This is a genomic window from Pantoea sp. Cr_R13, assembly GCF_029222565.1.
GTDB classification, from domain to species: domain Bacteria; phylum Pseudomonadota; class Gammaproteobacteria; order Enterobacterales; family Enterobacteriaceae; genus Pantoea; species Pantoea eucalypti.
In genome coordinates, this window is the sequence record NZ_JARHXL010000013.1 from 104,084 (window position 1) to 119,148 (window position 15,065).

At 56.6% G+C, this 15,065-nt stretch carries 14 protein-coding genes; 11 read left to right on the top strand and 3 right to left on the bottom strand.

What is annotated here, in order from left to right; genetic code table 11:
* Window positions 1-69: 69 nt before the first annotated feature.
* Entirely contained in the window at window positions 70-1,353 is a 1,284-nt protein-coding gene (fadL, locus tag P2R09_RS08350; protein WP_275768720.1) for a long-chain fatty acid transporter FadL, read from the bottom strand.
* 358 nt (window positions 1,354-1,711) lie between these two features.
* Between fadL and P2R09_RS08355 the strand changes: the two genes are divergently transcribed.
* The 4 genes from P2R09_RS08355 (at window position 1,712) to sixA (ending at window position 6,280) form a co-directional block, all read left to right on the top strand.
* Window positions 1,712-2,008 (top strand): YfcZ/YiiS family protein, encoded by a 297-nt coding sequence (locus tag P2R09_RS08355; protein ID WP_003854289.1) that lies wholly within the window; start codon window positions 1,712-1,714, stop codon window positions 2,006-2,008.
* Window positions 2,009-2,166: 158 nt separating this feature from the next.
* Window positions 2,167-3,477 carry an acetyl-CoA C-acyltransferase FadI gene (gene fadI / locus P2R09_RS08360; RefSeq protein ID WP_003854288.1) on the top strand — a complete coding sequence of 437 codons (1,311 nt, stop codon included), beginning with the start codon at window positions 2,167-2,169 and terminating at the stop codon, window positions 3,475-3,477.
* Window positions 3,477-5,573 (top strand): fatty acid oxidation complex subunit alpha FadJ, encoded by a 2,097-nt coding sequence (gene fadJ / locus P2R09_RS08365; protein WP_275768723.1) that lies wholly within the window; start codon window positions 3,477-3,479, stop codon window positions 5,571-5,573. The genes fadI and fadJ overlap by 1 nt, the downstream gene beginning before the upstream one ends.
* Window positions 5,574-5,797: 224 nt before the next feature.
* On the top strand, window positions 5,798-6,280 hold the full coding sequence (gene sixA / locus P2R09_RS08370; RefSeq protein ID WP_033763107.1) for a phosphohistidine phosphatase SixA: 483 nt from the start codon (window positions 5,798-5,800) through the stop codon (window positions 6,278-6,280).
* A gap of 29 nt (window positions 6,281-6,309) precedes the next feature.
* On the opposite strand, the gene smrB is transcribed toward sixA, so the two are convergent.
* On the bottom strand, window positions 6,310-6,858 hold the full coding sequence (smrB, locus tag P2R09_RS08375; RefSeq protein WP_008926491.1) for an endonuclease SmrB: 549 nt from the start codon (window positions 6,856-6,858) through the stop codon (window positions 6,310-6,312).
* A gap of 159 nt (window positions 6,859-7,017) precedes the next feature.
* Here smrB and prmB point away from each other — a divergent pair, with 159 nt between their 5' ends.
* Genes prmB through P2R09_RS08405 form a run of 6 tightly spaced genes read left to right on the top strand, consistent with a single transcriptional unit; the run spans window position 7,018 to window position 11,604 of the window.
* Window positions 7,018-7,950: a 50S ribosomal protein L3 N(5)-glutamine methyltransferase gene (gene prmB, locus P2R09_RS08380; RefSeq protein WP_008926490.1), complete on the top strand. Its 933-nt coding sequence runs from the start codon at window positions 7,018-7,020 to the stop codon at window positions 7,948-7,950.
* Between the two features lie 45 nt (window positions 7,951-7,995).
* Complete coding sequence (gene aroC / locus P2R09_RS08385) at window positions 7,996-9,081, top strand: chorismate synthase (protein WP_078804626.1); 1,086 nt, start codon at window positions 7,996-7,998, stop codon at window positions 9,079-9,081.
* A gap of 4 nt (window positions 9,082-9,085) precedes the next feature.
* A complete protein-coding gene (gene mepA / locus P2R09_RS08390) occupies window positions 9,086-9,910 on the top strand; it encodes a penicillin-insensitive murein endopeptidase (RefSeq protein WP_275768728.1) in 825 nt (274 codons plus the stop codon).
* An 8-nt stretch (window positions 9,911-9,918) separates the two neighbouring features.
* Window positions 9,919-10,722, top strand: coding sequence for a sulfite exporter TauE/SafE family protein (locus tag P2R09_RS08395; RefSeq protein WP_275768730.1), 804 nt, complete (start codon window positions 9,919-9,921; stop codon window positions 10,720-10,722).
* 19 nt (window positions 10,723-10,741) lie between these two features.
* Window positions 10,742-11,287 carry an elongation factor P hydroxylase gene (locus P2R09_RS08400; protein ID WP_275768732.1) on the top strand — a complete coding sequence of 182 codons (546 nt, stop codon included), beginning with the start codon at window positions 10,742-10,744 and terminating at the stop codon, window positions 11,285-11,287.
* 32 nt (window positions 11,288-11,319) lie between these two features.
* Window positions 11,320-11,604, top strand: a complete 285-nt coding sequence (locus P2R09_RS08405; RefSeq protein ID WP_003854283.1) for a YfcL family protein — start codon at window positions 11,320-11,322, stop codon at window positions 11,602-11,604.
* Between the two features lie 36 nt (window positions 11,605-11,640).
* Here P2R09_RS08405 and mnmC read toward each other — a convergent pair whose 3' ends face one another.
* On the bottom strand, window positions 11,641-13,647 hold the full coding sequence (gene mnmC / locus P2R09_RS08410; protein ID WP_275768740.1) for a bifunctional tRNA (5-methylaminomethyl-2-thiouridine)(34)-methyltransferase MnmD/FAD-dependent 5-carboxymethylaminomethyl-2-thiouridine(34) oxidoreductase MnmC: 2,007 nt from the start codon (window positions 13,645-13,647) through the stop codon (window positions 11,641-11,643).
* 154 nt (window positions 13,648-13,801) lie between these two features.
* On the opposite strand from mnmC, the gene fabB reads away from it, so the two are divergent.
* Window positions 13,802-15,022, top strand: coding sequence for a beta-ketoacyl-ACP synthase I (fabB, locus tag P2R09_RS08415; protein WP_003854282.1), 1,221 nt, complete (start codon window positions 13,802-13,804; stop codon window positions 15,020-15,022).
* The last annotated feature ends 43 nt before the right edge of the window (window positions 15,023-15,065 follow it).

A 15,065-nucleotide genomic window follows, 5' to 3' on the forward strand; every position in this document is an offset into this window, starting at 1 on the left:
AGCCAGCGACCCGCCGCCACGAAAAAAGGGCGACTCACCAGAGTCGCCCTTTTTGATCGTGCTATTCCATCAGAACTTGTAGTTAAAGTTCGCGCCGTAAAGCCAGGCCTTACCTTCAGAGGTAAAGGTATAAGGACCTTCTTTCACAGTCACTTTCTGGCCGTGCATATAAGAGATGCCTAAATCAACAGAGGCATTATCGTTAAAGGCATAAGAGGTACCGGCACTTAGCCACAAACGATCCTGGTCCGGAATAGAGATAGAACGCTTATCTGCTGGTACCGGACTGTCATCAAACGCAATACCGGTACGGAAAGTCCAGTTCTTGTCGTAGGAATAGGTCGTGCCCAGCGCAATGCGGTACGCATCGTGGAAGCTTTCATCTTTATAGAACAGCGTCTGGCCGTTTGAACCGGTCGCTTTCAACTCCTGGAACTGACTCCAGCTGGTGTACGCCATGCTGTAGTGAACCGCCCACTGCGGTGCCACTTTATGCCAGCCCGACACTTCCCACATCTCCGGCAGATTCAGGGTTAATGCGCCCGGAACGGTCGTGCCGTTGGTGCCATCAGGCACACCGGTCACGGTCGGATCATTAAACGCATTCAGCCGTGATGAGAGGTTGCTCTTATAATCGCCATCGAAATCAACTTTAACTTCTGAACGATAGGTAAAGCCGAAGCGGTTATTTTCATCCACTTCATACAGAACACCGGCATTCCAGCCGTAGCCCCACTTATCGCCTTTCAGATGGGCCACCTGGGTATCAGCCGGAATGCCCAGCCTCGCGCCTGATTCACCTGCATAGCGTTCAATTTTGGCTTTGGCGTAAACCGCATCAAAACCCACACCCACACTAAAATGCTCATTCAGACGATAGGCGGTGCTGAGATTGAAATTGCCGGTCATCAGGTCGGTTTTACCCCCGTAACCGCCTGCGGTGTAGCCATTATTAAACTCTGTCGCTAAGCCATAATTTGACGTTGCAGATGCGCCAATCCACCACTGATCGTTGATAGGCTGAACGTAATGAATATTGGGGATCCACTGATTCGGGGCAATATTATTGGCATCCAGGCTGCGTCCGCTGGGACTGCGACCACTGATGTTGACATCTGGCGCAATATAAACCGCACCGAGTGAAAATTCAGGACGATCCATTAATGCCATCGTCGCCGGGTTACGGCTGGCTGACGCCGCCGTATCGCCCATTGCCCCTTCGCCTGAATATGCGCGACCTAAACCAATCGTAGAGAATTCATTTAACTGAAATCCAGCTGCGTAAACGTGTGAAGAGACAAGCGCCACTGCAGCCGCCACGGCTGACTTTGCAAACAGGTTTTTATGGTTCATGACCACAACCTCATGTGAATTATTATTTAACGCTATAACGTCGCGTAACAAAGGACGGCGGATTGTAGGGACTGATGTAAAGCGCACATATCAGACCAGTGCGGAGAGTATAGGTCCGACCTGTGTGCATGTTGCAATATTGTTTTTCAAATATTTCAGAATTGATCGCTTAAAATTCGATCTGCTTAACAAAACAGCCCCAATTCTGCACAGCATACCGATTCCAGTTTGTTCTGGATCAATTTTTATTGTGATATTCGTCACTTAGGGCCATACGCGTGGCGCATTTTTGGGCAAGCAGGTAAAATTTCGGTCATAAAATCGCGCAAACCGCCAGAATGCTGGTCAGGAGAATGAAATGACTGATGCCATTAAAAAATGCAGTGCGACCGAAACCGCAGCCTGTTGCTGTGTTGATGTGGGCACAGTGATGGATAACACCGATTGCACTGCAAGCTGGTCAGAATGGTTTGCTCAGCGTGCCGATGCGGAAGCGAAATTAGCGCAACTTACCCAGCGCGCGCGTGAGGTTGAATCAGAACCCTGTGTGATTGAATCGCGCTTCAGCGAAGTGAATCAGGGCGTACAGCTCGATGTCGATTTCACCTTCAGCTGCCAGGCTGAAACCCTGATTTTTCAGCTCGGTTTGCGTTAAATCTCAAAGCGCCGCGTACATGCGGCGTTTTTCATTTTCGTGTTTCCCTTCGCACTTTTTCCTTTCCGATATTGGCGGCTCACCCGCTTGTGGTTAACACTGATCAGGTCAGACCTCTTCAGGCAATGATGCCACAGTACCAGCCACAGGTGAGAATAATGAGCAAAGCGCAGCCGCTGCTGACGCGTGATGGTGAACGCATCGCAATAACCCATGGGTTACGCACCCCTTTCCTGCGCCAGGCGACCGGCTTTCATGGCATTCCCGCCATTGAACTGGGACGTATGGTGGTCAGCGAATTAATGGCGCGCAGTGAACTTCCCGCTGAAGTGATAGAGCAACTGGTCTTTGGGCAGGTCGTGCAGATGCCGGAAGCGCCGAACATTGCGCGGGAAATTGTTTTAAGCAGCGGGCTGAATGTACATACCGATGCTTACAGCGTCAGCCGTGCCTGTGCTACCAGTTTTCAGGCGGTAGCGAATGTGGCAGAAAGTCTGATGGCGGGCACCATCTCTGCGGGCATCGCGGGTGGGGCTGACTCCTCTTCAGTGCTTCCAATCGGTGTCAGTAAAACGCTGGCGCGTGCGCTGGTGGATCTCAACAAAGCCCGCAGCGTCGGGCAGAAACTGCAGATCCTGCGACGTCTGCGCCCGCGTGATCTGCTGCCGGTGCCACCCGCAGTGGCGGAGTATTCCACCGGCCTGCGCATGGGCGATACAGCCGAACAGATGGCGAAGAGTCACGGCATTACCCGTGAAGCACAGGATGCGCTGGCACTGCGATCCCATCAGCATGCCGCCCGAGCCTGGCAATCCGGGGTACTGAATCAGGAAGTGATGGCCGCTTTTGTGCCGCCGTGGAAAACCGCTATCGATCAGGACAATAACGTCCGCATGAATGCCAAAGCGGAGGATTACGCCCGACTGCGTCCGGCATTTGATCGCCAGCACGGTAGTGTTACTGCGGCCAACAGTACGCCACTCACCGACGGCGCAGCCGCGGTGATTCTGATGCGCGAGGGCCGCGCACGCGAGCTGGGTATCAGACCGCTGGGTTATCTGCGCAGCTACGCTTTTTCCGCCATCGGGGTGCAGCAGGACATGCTACTGGGTCCGGCGTACGCTTCACCGCTGGCACTGGATCGCGCTGGCGTGACCCTGGCCGATCTGACGCTGATCGATATGCATGAAGCATTTGCTGCCCAGACGCTGAGCAACCTGCAGATGTTTCGCGATGAGCGCTTTGCCCGTGAGGTACTGAATCGTCCGCATGCGCTGGGCGAAGTGAATGAAGAACGCTTTAACGTGCTGGGCGGTTCAATCGCCTATGGTCATCCTTTCGCCGCCACGGGCGCGCGCATGATTACCCAGACGCTGAACGAATTACGCCGCCGGGGTGGCGGGTTAGGTCTGGTCACTGCCTGTGCAGCAGGCGGTCTGGGTGCGGCAATGGTTCTGGAGGCCGAATAATGGAGCAGAATGCGTTTCATCTGAAGATGCGACTGGATCACGTCGGCATCATCACGATTGATGTCCCTGATGAGAAAATGAACACCCTGAAAGCGGAATTTGCCGGGCAGATCACCGCGATTATTGCGGAGGCACGCCGCGATCCAAAGCTGGCTGGCCTGGTGCTGATTTCCGGCAAACCGGATAACTTCATTGCGGGTGCGGACATCAGCATGATCGACCGCTGCAAGAGCGCGCAGGAAGCTGAAGCGCTGGCAAAACAGGGCCAGGAAGTGATGGCTGCGCTCGACGCACTGCCGTTCCCGGTGGTTGCAGCCATCCACGGTGCCTGCCTCGGCGGCGGACTGGAGCTGGCGCTGGCCTGCGATGCACGTATCTGCTCGCTGGATGATAAAACCCGGCTCGGATTACCGGAGGTACAGCTCGGCTTGCTGCCAGGCTCTGGCGGCACTCAGCGACTGCCACGCTTAATCGGCGTGCAGCAGGCGCTGCCGCTGATTCTGACCGGCAAAACGCTGCGGGCTAAACAGGCACGTAAGCTGGGTGTGGTTGATGACGCGGTGCCGCAGGCGATTCTGCTGGAGACCGCCATCGCCCGGGTGAAAAAGGGCAAAGTCAGCGGACGAACGCTGCCGCTGCGCGACCGTCTGCTGCATGGCCCGATTGGCCGTCAGGCACTGTTTGCCCTGGCGAGCCGTCAGACAGCCGCCAAAACCCAGGGCAATTATCCGGCGGCAAATCGCATTATTGAGGTGGTGCGCATCGGGCTGGAACAGGGCAGCCGGGCAGGACACGATGCTGAAGCGCGTGCCTTTGGTGAACTGGCGATGACGCCAGAATCCGTTGCGCTGCGCGGAATCTTCTTCGCGACCACGGCCATGAAGAAAGAGCGGGGCGGAGACGCGGAGCCTGCCAGGGTGAAAAGCGTCGCTATTCTCGGCGGTGGCCTGATGGGCGGCGGCATCGCCAGCATCACCGCCATCAACGCGGGCTTGCCGGTGCGCATCAAAGATATCAGCCTGGAAGGGGTAAATCATGCGCTGAAAACCAGCTGGGAGCTGCTGAGTAAAAAGGTTAAACGACGCCAGCTGACGCCGGCACAGCGTCAACAGCAGATGGCTCGTATCACGGGCGGCACCGATTATCAGGGCTTTTCACAGCGTGATGTGGTGATCGAAGCCGTATTCGAAGATTTAGCGCTGAAGCAGCAGATGGTGAGCGAAGTGGAAGCACACTGCCAGCCGCACACGCTGTTTGCCTCAAACACCTCTTCGTTGCCGATCGAAGAGATCGCCGCCAAAGCGCAGCGTCCGGAAAACGTCATCGGGCTGCACTATTTCAGTCCGGTCGAAAAAATGCCGCTGGTGGAGGTGATTCCCCATCTGAACACCTCAACCGCAACGCTGGTGACGATTGTGGCGCTGGCGCGGAGCCAGGGAAAAACCCCGATTGTGGTGGCGGACAAGCCGGGTTTCTATGTTAACCGCATCCTGACACCTTATATAAATGAAGCGATGCTCTGCCTGCTGGAGGGCGAGCCCATTGAACATATTGATCGGGCGCTGGTGAAGTTTGGATTTCCGGTCGGCCCGATTCAGCTGCTGGATGAGGTGGGTATCGACGTCGGCAGCAAAATCAGTCCCATCCTGCATCAGGCCTATGGCGAACGCTTTGCCGCGCCGGCCGCGTTTGATGCGGTGCTGAAAGATGGCCGCAAGGGACGTAAAAACAGCAAAGGCTTTTATCGCTATGACCAGCCGCGCTGGCAGCGTAAAAAACCTGACGCCTCACTTTATACTTTGCTGAAGGTCACACCGAAGGCCAGGCAGAGTGAGGCACAGATTGCTGAACGCTGTGTCATGATGATGCTCAATGAGGCGGCCCGCTGTCTTGATGAGCAGGTGATCCGCTGCGCGCGCGATGGCGATATCGGTGCCGTGTTTGGCATCGGCTTTCCGCCATTTTTGGGTGGTCCGTTCCACTACATGGACAAACTGGGCGCGGCGGAAATGGTCAACAGATTAACCCGGCTTACGCAGCAACATGGGGAACGTTTTACACCCTGTGACGCGTTGGTTGAGGCGGCTAAAAAATAGACGAAATTTTACATTTCTGCTGAAAATGGAATAACCAATCCGATTCAGCGGCTTAGAAAAACGCCGCCAGAGTGTGCGGCGCAGCATGATTCTGAGAAGTGCTTATTTAATAAACAACCGGTTGACTATACTGAAGCCATTAGGGTAAAACACAGCGTTCATTCGCAGAGTGAAGAGTCAGGCGCTACGCGTCGGGCGATGTCGACAAACAACAGCGGTGCTTTATGCAAGTTTTTATCATGCGTCACGGCGATGCGGCTCTGGAAGCAGCCAGTGATTCAGTCAGGCCATTGACCTTATGTGGCTGCAACGAATCACGTCAAATGGCCAACTGGCTTAACAGCCAGACGCCGGACATTGAGCGAGTAATGGTGAGTCCCTATTTACGCGCGCAGCAAACGCTCGCGACGGTGCGTGAAGCCTTTCCCCTGCCGGAAGGCCAGGACGTTCTGCCGGAGTTAACGCCGGGTGGCGATCCTGAGATGGTAGGGTGCTATCTGCAGGCGCTGGCTAATGAAGGCGTTAAATCGGCGCTGGTGATCTCACATTTACCGTTGGTAGGGTATTTAGTCTCTGAACTGTGCCCACAGGAAGCACCGCCCATGTTTGCTACTTCCGCCATTGCCTGCGTGGAGTTCGATCCCGCGGCAAGCGCAGGTAAATTGCTGTGGCAGGTCAGTCCCAAAAAACTGGCGAAAGCGATCTGACGTCTCTGGGCCGATCCCGTCGGCCCCTTTTATGGCAACTCAGGCGGTTGCCACTCCTCAATCTCAATCAAAACCAGCAGCGCGGCGTCACCGCCAAACATCTTCGGCGCCTGATGAAAAGCCATCACCCACGGATGCTGGGCCAGCCACAGCGGCGTCTGCTGCTTCAGAATATGCTTCCCATGACCGGTCATGACGCTGGCGCAGAACAGATGTTCACGGCGGCAGGCGGCGATGAGTGCCCCCAGCTCCTGCTTGGCCTGCTGCTGCGTTAATCCGTGCAGATCCAGGAAAATTTCCGGCGTATAGTCACCGCGACGCAATTTTTTCAGCTCAAAGTGACTGACATCGGCGCGAACGTAACGGGTTGCCCCTTCCGTAGAAAGCAGCGGCTGAAACTCATCCGAAAAGTAGTGACTGTTGTCCGCCTGCTCTGAAAGCAGACGTTTCACCGGAATCTGGCGGGTTTTCACCGGCGCTTTATGGACAAAGGTGTCCTGTTTTAACTGACGTGTGCCGGTCATTAACTGGCGAAACAGCGCTTCATCATCCGGGCTTAATGGTGTTTTTTTACTCATAGCAGGTCAGTCATATCAGAAAAGGCTGTCACACAGCAGAGCCGCTACCTTACCGTTAAGTGTCATTAAATGTCAGCTTTTTCACCTCGCTGCGCTGAATTCTCCCCGGCTTCATGGCACACTACTGGCCGATTTAGCAAAAGGCCTGCGGAGGGCTACGTGGACAAAATTTTCGTCGATGAGGCAGTGAACGAACTGCACACCATTCAGGACATGCTGCGCTGGGCGGTCAGCCGCTTTTCCGCTGCCGGAATCTGGTACGGACATGGTACAGACAATCCCTGGGACGAAGCCGTTCAACTGGTCCTGCCGTCACTCTGGCTGCCGCTGGATATTCCGGAAGATATGCGTAACGCGCGTCTGACTGCCAGCGAACGTCTGCTGATCGTTGAGCGCGTTATCCGTCGCGTCAACGAGCGCATTCCGGTCGCCTATCTGACCAATAAAGCCTGGTTCTGCGGTCACGAATTCTTTGTGGATGAGCGCGTGCTGGTTCCACGTTCACCCATTGGCGAACTGATTGAGAACCGCTTTGCCGGTCTGGTCAGCACGCCGCCGCGTCATATCCTGGATATGTGTACCGGCAGCGGCTGCATCGCGATTGCCTGCGCCTATGCCTTCCCGGAAGCGGAAGTGGACGCCGTGGATATCTCCACCGGTGCGCTGGCCGTCGCCGAGCAGAACATTGAAGAGCATGGACTGATTCATCAGGTGACGCCGATTCGTGCTGATCTGTTCCGCGAGCTGCCACAGCTAAAATACGATCTGATCGTCACGAATCCGCCGTATGTGGATGCGGAAGACATGGATGATCTGCCAAACGAATATCGCCACGAACCTGAGCTGGGTCTGGCGGCAGGCAGCGATGGCCTGAAGCTGGTGCGCCGTATTCTGGCCTGTGCACCTGACTATCTCAGCGAGCAGGGCGTTCTGGTCTGCGAAGTGGGCAACAGCATGGTGCACATGATCGAGCAGTATCCCGATGTGCCCTTTACCTGGCTGGAATTCGACAACGGCGGTGACGGCGTCTTTACGCTGACGCGCCAGCAGATTGTCGACGCACAACACCATTTCTCTTTTTATAAAGACTAAAAGTGGGGCGAAGTATCGCCCGCCAAACCCTGAGAAGGAAACAGCATGGCCGGAAACAGCATCGGGCAATTTTTTCGAGTAACCACCTTCGGCGAGTCCCACGGTCTTGCGCTGGGCTGCATTGTTGACGGCGTGCCGCCAGGCATTCCGCTGACCGAAGCCGATATTCAGCACGATCTCGATCGCCGTCGTCCTGGCACATCGCGCTATACCACGCAGCGCCGCGAGCCGGATCAGGTGAAAATTTTGTCCGGTGTGTTTGAAGGCGTGACCACCGGCACCTCAATTGGTCTGCTCATTGAGAACACCGATCAGCGCTCGCAGGATTATGGCGCGATCAAAGATCTGTTTCGTCCGGGCCATGCGGATTACACCTACGAGCAGAAATATGGTCAGCGTGACTACCGTGGCGGCGGCCGCTCGTCGGCGCGCGAAACCGCGATGCGTGTGGCGGCGGGTGCCATCGCCAAGAAATACCTGCAGATGAAACACGGTGTGGTGGTGCGCGGCTATCTGTCACAGATTGGTGATATCGCCTGCGAGCTGAAAGACTGGAGCATCGTGGAAGAGAACCCGTTCTTCTGCCCGGATGCTGACAAGCTGGAAGCGCTGGACGAACTGATGCGCGGCCTGAAAAAAGAGGGCGACTCCATTGGCGCCAAAGTCACTGTCATGGCTGAGAACGTGCCACCAGGCCTGGGCGAGCCGGTTTTCGACCGACTGGACGCCGATCTGGCGCACGCGCTGATGAGTATCAATGCCGTCAAAGGCGTCGAAATTGGTGACGGCTTTGCGGTGGTAAACCAGCGCGGCAGTCAGCATCGCGACGAGATCCGTCACGATGGTTTCCAGAGCAATCACGCGGGCGGCATTCTGGGCGGCATCAGCAGCGGTCAGATCATCAGCGCCAATGTGGCGATGAAACCGACTTCCAGCATTACCGTGCCGGGTAAAACCATTACCCGCGATGGCGAAGAGGTGGAGATGATCACCAAAGGTCGTCACGATCCCTGCGTGGGGATCCGTGCCGTGCCGATCGCCGAGGCGATGATGGCGATCGTGCTGATGGATCATCTGCTGCGCCAGCGGGCGCAGAACGGTGACGTTAACAGCTCCGTGCCGCGCTGGTGATGGCATGAAAGCGCTCCTGCTTACCCTGAGTGCGCTGCTGATCAGCGCCTCAAGCCTGGCGGCGACGCCGTGGCAAAATATTCAGCATCCAATCAGCGGCGCACCGCAATCTATTGGCGGCTTTGCCAATGGCTGTATTGTTGGCGCGCAGTCGCTGCCGCTGAATTCACCCAACTATCAGGTGATGCGGCAGGATCAGCGGCGTTATTTCGGTCATCCCGATCTGATTCAGTTTATTCAGCGGCTCAGCACCCAGGTGCATAACCTGCAACTGGGTAACGTGCTGATTGGCGACATGGGCATGGCAGCAGGCGGGCGCTTCAGCAGCGGTCACGCCAGTCATCAGACCGGACTGGATGTAGATATCTGGCTGCAGTTACCAAAAAACCGCTGGAGCGCGCAGCAACTGCTGAAGCCGCAGCCGCTGGATCTGGTTGGGCCAGGCGATAAAAATGTCATTGCGCGCCACTGGCAGCCGGAAATCGACAGCCTGATTAAACTGGCGGCCAAAGATGATGATGTCACACGCATCTTCGTCAATCCGGCGATTAAAAAGCAGCTTTGTGCTGATGCCGGTAACGATCGCGACTGGCTGCGTAAAGTGCGTCCGTGGTTTGCTCATCGTGCTCATATGCATGTGCGGCTGCGCTGCCCGGCAGGCAGTATAGGCTGTGAAGATCAGCCCGCACCGCCGCCAGGCGATGGCTGTGGCGCAGAACTGCAGAGCTGGTTCCTGCCGAAGCAACCGGGTTCTGGTGCACCGGTGAAACGTGAGCCACCGCCGCTACCGCCTGCCTGTCAGGCCCTGCTGGATAAACATTTACTGTAAGGGATTCCATGGATTGGTTTGTGGTCAGCCCGCTGCTGGTCGGGCTGCTGTTTTTAATCGCCATGCTGGCCGGTTTTATTGATTCAATCGCGGGTGGCGGGGGATTACTTACGGTACCTTCGTTGCTGGCGGCGGGCCTCTCTCCCGCCCAGGCGCTGGCGACCAATAAACTGCAATCGGTCGGCGGATCGTTTTCCGCCAGCCTCTACTTTGTCCGGCGCGGTGCAGTGAAGCTGAATGAACAGTGGCTGAATATCGCCATGACGCTGATGGGGTCCGTGCTGGGTGCGATACTGATTCAGCGTCTGCAGGCGGATTTTCTGCGTCAGATGCTGCCGCTGTTTTTAATCGCCATCGGCCTGTGGTTCCTGCTGATGCCGCGCCTGGGGGAAGTGGATCAGGCGCGCCGCCTGCATGGCCTGGCTTATGCGCTGGTGGGCGGCGGAGCCGTGGGATTCTACGACGGATTTTTCGGACCGGGCGCAGGCTCCTTTTATGCACTGGCTTTCGTCACGCTCTGCGGCTACAACCTGGCCAAAGCGACCGCACACGCCAAGGTCCTTAACTTCACCTCAAACCTGGGCAGCCTGCTGTTCTTTATGTTCGGCGGCAAAGTGGTGTGGGGAACCGGCCTGGTTATGATGCTCGGCGCGTTCTGCGGCGCGCGTCTGGGCGCGCGGCTGGTGCTGAGCCGCGGACAGAAACTGATCCGCCCGATGGTGGTCATTGTCTCTGCCGTCATGAGCCTTAAATTACTGTGGGACAGCCACGGCAGCGACGTTCTGGCCTGGCTGGCCACGCTGCATTCGTAACTTTTTACGTGATACCGTCATGAACCCGACTCATCATTATGAACAGCTGATCACGCTGTTTGATCGCTGTTTCAGCGATGAATTTCAGACCCGTCTAATTAAAGGCGACGATGAACCGATCTATCTTCCTGCGGATGCAGAGTCGCCGTGGAACCGCGTGGTCTTTGCCCACGGCTTCTACGCCAGCGCTCTGCACGAGATCTCACACTGGTGCATCGCCGGTGAAGCCCGCCGCAAACTGGTCGATTTTGGCTACTGGTACTGCCCGGATGGCCGCGACGCGCTGACCCAGAGTCAGTTTGAAGCCGTGGAAGTGAAGCCGCAGGCGCTGGAGTGGATGTTTTGTACGGCGGCAGGCTTTCCCTTCAACGTGAGTTGTGACAATCTCGATGGAGATTGTGAGCCGGATCGCATTGCGTTTCAGCGTAAAGTCCATGCTCAGGTCATGAGCTATCTGACGTCGGGCATTCCCGCCCGTCCCGCGCGTTTTATTACCGCCCTGGCGGAATTTTATGGCAGGCCGTCATTAACAGCGTCGCAGTTTCCCTGGCCGGACGATCTGTGATGCAGAAAAGCATTATAAATAGAGGAATTGAGATGATCGCAGAATTTGAAGCGCGTATTCTGGCCCTGATTGACGACATGGTCGAGCATGCCAGTGACGATGAGCTGTTCGCCAGCGGTTATCTGCGCGGGCATTTGACACTGGCCGTGGCCGAGGTGGAGCAACTGGGCGAACATACGCCAGAAGCGCTGCAGATTCAGGTCTCCCGCAGCCTGCAAAATGCCATTGCGGCGGGTGAACTCTCGCCGCGCGATCAGGCATTAGTGGTGGGGATGTGGGACAACCTGTTTGTCCAGGCTCGTCAGCTCTCCGCCTGACCGTGCAGGGCGGCATGCCGCCCTTATCATCGCCAGTTAAACCGCTTTTCCCTTCAGTAATTTCCTTACCCAGTAACGATTCGGATTGAGGGCTGCCAGCGTACTGGCATCCAGCGGCTGCGGCTCACCGGTCAGTTGGGCTGCCAGCACTTCGGCTGCCAGCGGTGCACTGCACAGGCCGCGCGATCCGAGCGCCCCAAACAGGTATAAGCCCGTGAAATCAGGTGCGTCAGCGATGTCATGACCTGCTGCCAGCCGGGTCGGTAAATCAGCATACTGCTTAAGCGTCGCATCATAATCCGGTACGCCGCCCACCATCGGCAGGTGGTCCCGCGTGGCACAACGCACGCCCATTCTTGCTTCACCGCCACTGACATCCACGTTTGTTGCCCAGCGGCTGTCAGGCAGGCAATGCAACAGGCGGCTGCGGTTCTCCTGCTGATCCTCTTCCCGGTAATCTGTGGCGGTTTCGCCACGGTGATAGCTGGCACCGATGCAGTGAGTACCAAACTGTGGGCTGACGGGCGTCAGATAGCCGTCGTAACAGAGCACGGTGTGGAGTGCATTAAGCCCCGGCGTGGAGGGAACATGGCTTACCTGACCGGCCACCGGATAGGTTGGCAGCGGGGCGCTCTGCGTAAAGTCGGCGATCGCATGACCGTTTGCCAGCACCACCGTGGCATGACGGACCGCCGGCCGATCGCTGAACGTCAGCGTCCAGTGATCGTCATCGCGTGAAAGTTCGCTGACGCGGTGCAGCCAGTGAATGCGTAATCCCTGGGTTTCGCCATGCGTGAGCATCGCGCTGGTCAGCTCAGCCGGTGAGAGCCAGCCGCCCTGTGGGTAGAAAATGCCGCCGCAGCCGTGTTCGACATTTGCCAGCCTCTCAGCCTCTGCCGTATTGACGCCATGGGCGATGGATTCAGGCAGACCCATCGCCAGCATCTGATCAATCTTCTTACGGCTTTTCTCATCCCAGCCCAGCTGCAGTACACCGCTCCAGTGATGCTCATAGGTTACGGTTAACTGATCGTAGAGTCGTCGGGCAAAGCTGAATGCTGCCGGGAAAAAGGTGGCAAGCGCCGGATCGTGCTGATTGAGCAGCGGATAGAGTGCTCCCTGACGATTGCCGGACGCACCCAGCGCCGGCGCCTCATCGGCGCAGTAAAGCGTCACCCGCCAGCCGCGACGCAGCAGCGCCAGCGCCAGCGTGGCACTGGCAACGCCGCCGCCAATTAGCGCAACATCACGTTGCGCCGCAGATTGACGATGATACCAGGGCTGCCCGGCAGGCAGCGCAGGCGCATCCTGTAACGGCCCGCATAGCATTTCGCGCTTGGGACCAAATCCTTTGCGGCGGATGACGTCAAAGCCGGCCTCCTGCAGACCGCGCCGGACAATGCCTGCGGCGGTAAAAGTCGCGAATGTCCCCTGCGGACGCGCCAGTTTTGCCATCATGCTGAACAGTGCTGGCGTCCACATATCCGGGTTCTTCGACGGCGCGAAACCATCCAGGAACCAGGCATCCACCTGACGATTCAGGCTCTCATCCAGCTCTCCCATCAGCTGGTTAATATCGCCCAGCCACAGGTCGAGGGTGATGCGTCCGCCGTCAAACAGCAGTCGCTGACAGCCGGGCAGGGCGGCGGGCCATTGCGCCTGCAGCGCCGCCGCCCACGGGGCCAGTTCAGGCCAGTGCTGCTGCGCCGCAGCCAGGTCATCACGGGTTAACGGAAATTTCTCAAAGCTGATGAAATGCAGACGTTTTAAAGTGGCATCAGGCTGGTCACGCTGAAACGCATCGAACGCCTGCCACAACGTCAGAAAATTGAGGCCGGTGCCAAAACCGCTTTCCGCCACGATCAGCAGATCCCGTGGATGCTCAGCAAAACGCTGGGGAAAACCGTTGCCGCCAAGGAAGACATAGCGTGTCTCTTCCAGACCATTGTCATTAGAGAAATAGACGTCGCCAAACGCTCGGGAAACAGGTGTACCCTGTTCATTCCAGTTTAGCTGCGCATGTTCGACCGGGGTTAATTTCACGGTAAAGGCTCATTTTTCAGGCAGTGGCGCGATTTTAGCGACCCACGTGACATGACGCAAATTTACAAAAGGAAATAGCTGATCGGACTTGTTCGGCGTACAAGTGTACGCTAGAGTGCATGCCAATTAAGAAGAAGTGGATGAGGAAGATTGAATGAAACGTGCTGTGATTACTGGCTTAGGGATCGTTTCCAGTATTGGTAATAACCAGCAGGAGGTGCTGTCATCTCTGCGTGAAGGACGCTCTGGCATCACCTTTTCTGAAGAGATGAAAGATTCCGGCATGCGTAGTCACGTCTGGGGTAACGTTAAACTGGATACCACCGGCCTCATCGATCGCAAAGTTGTGCGTTTTATGAGTGATGCGTCAATCTATGCTTATCTTTCCATGGAAGAAGCGATTAAAGATTCCGGCCTCACCACTGAAATGTATCAGAGCAACCCACGTGTGGGTCTGATTGCAGGCTCAGGCGGCGGTTCTCCACGTTTTCAGGTATTTGGTGCTGATGCGATGCGTAGCCCACGTGGCCTGAAAGCGGTTGGCCCTTACGTGGTGACCAAAGCGATGGCTTCTGGCGTCTCTGCCTGCCTCGCCACGCCGTTCAAGATTCATGGCGTAAACTACTCAATCAGCTCCGCCTGTGCCACCTCGGCGCACTGTATCGGTAATGCTGTTGAGCAGATTCAGCTCGGCAAGCAGGATATTGTTTTTGCTGGCGGCGGCGAAGAGCTGTGCTGGGAAATGGCCTGTGAATTCGACGCGATGGGCGCGCTCTCTACCCGTTACAACGACACTCCGGAAAAAGCGTCACGTACCTATGACAACGAGCGCGACGGTTTTGTTATCGCAGGTGGCGGCGGCATGGTCGTTGTTGAAGAGCTGGAGCATGCGCTGGCTCGTGGTGCGCACATCTATGCTGAAATCGTCGGTTACGGTGCGACGTCAGACGGCGCAGACATGGTTGCGCCATCCGGCGAAGGCGCAGTACGCTGCATGAAGATGGCGATGCACGGTGTTGATACACCCATCGACTATCTGAACAGCCACGGAACCTCTACCCCGGTAGGTGATGTGAAAGAGCTGGGTGCGATTCGTGAAGTGTTTGGCGATAACACGCCATACATCTCTGCGACCAAAGCAATGACCGGCCACTCACTGGGTGCCGCTGGCGTGCAGGAAGCGATCTACTCGCTGCTGATGCTGGAGCATGGTTTTATCGCGCCAAGCATCAACATTACCTCGCTGGACGCGGCAGCAACCGGCATGAACATTGTGACTGAGCCAGTGGAAAAAGAGCTGACCACCGTTATGTCTAACAGCTTTGGTTTTGGCGGCACCAACGCCACACTGACCATGCGTAAATATCAGGCTTAATCAGTGCTCTGAAGGGCCGGCTTGCCGGCCCTTTTTGTTTTTA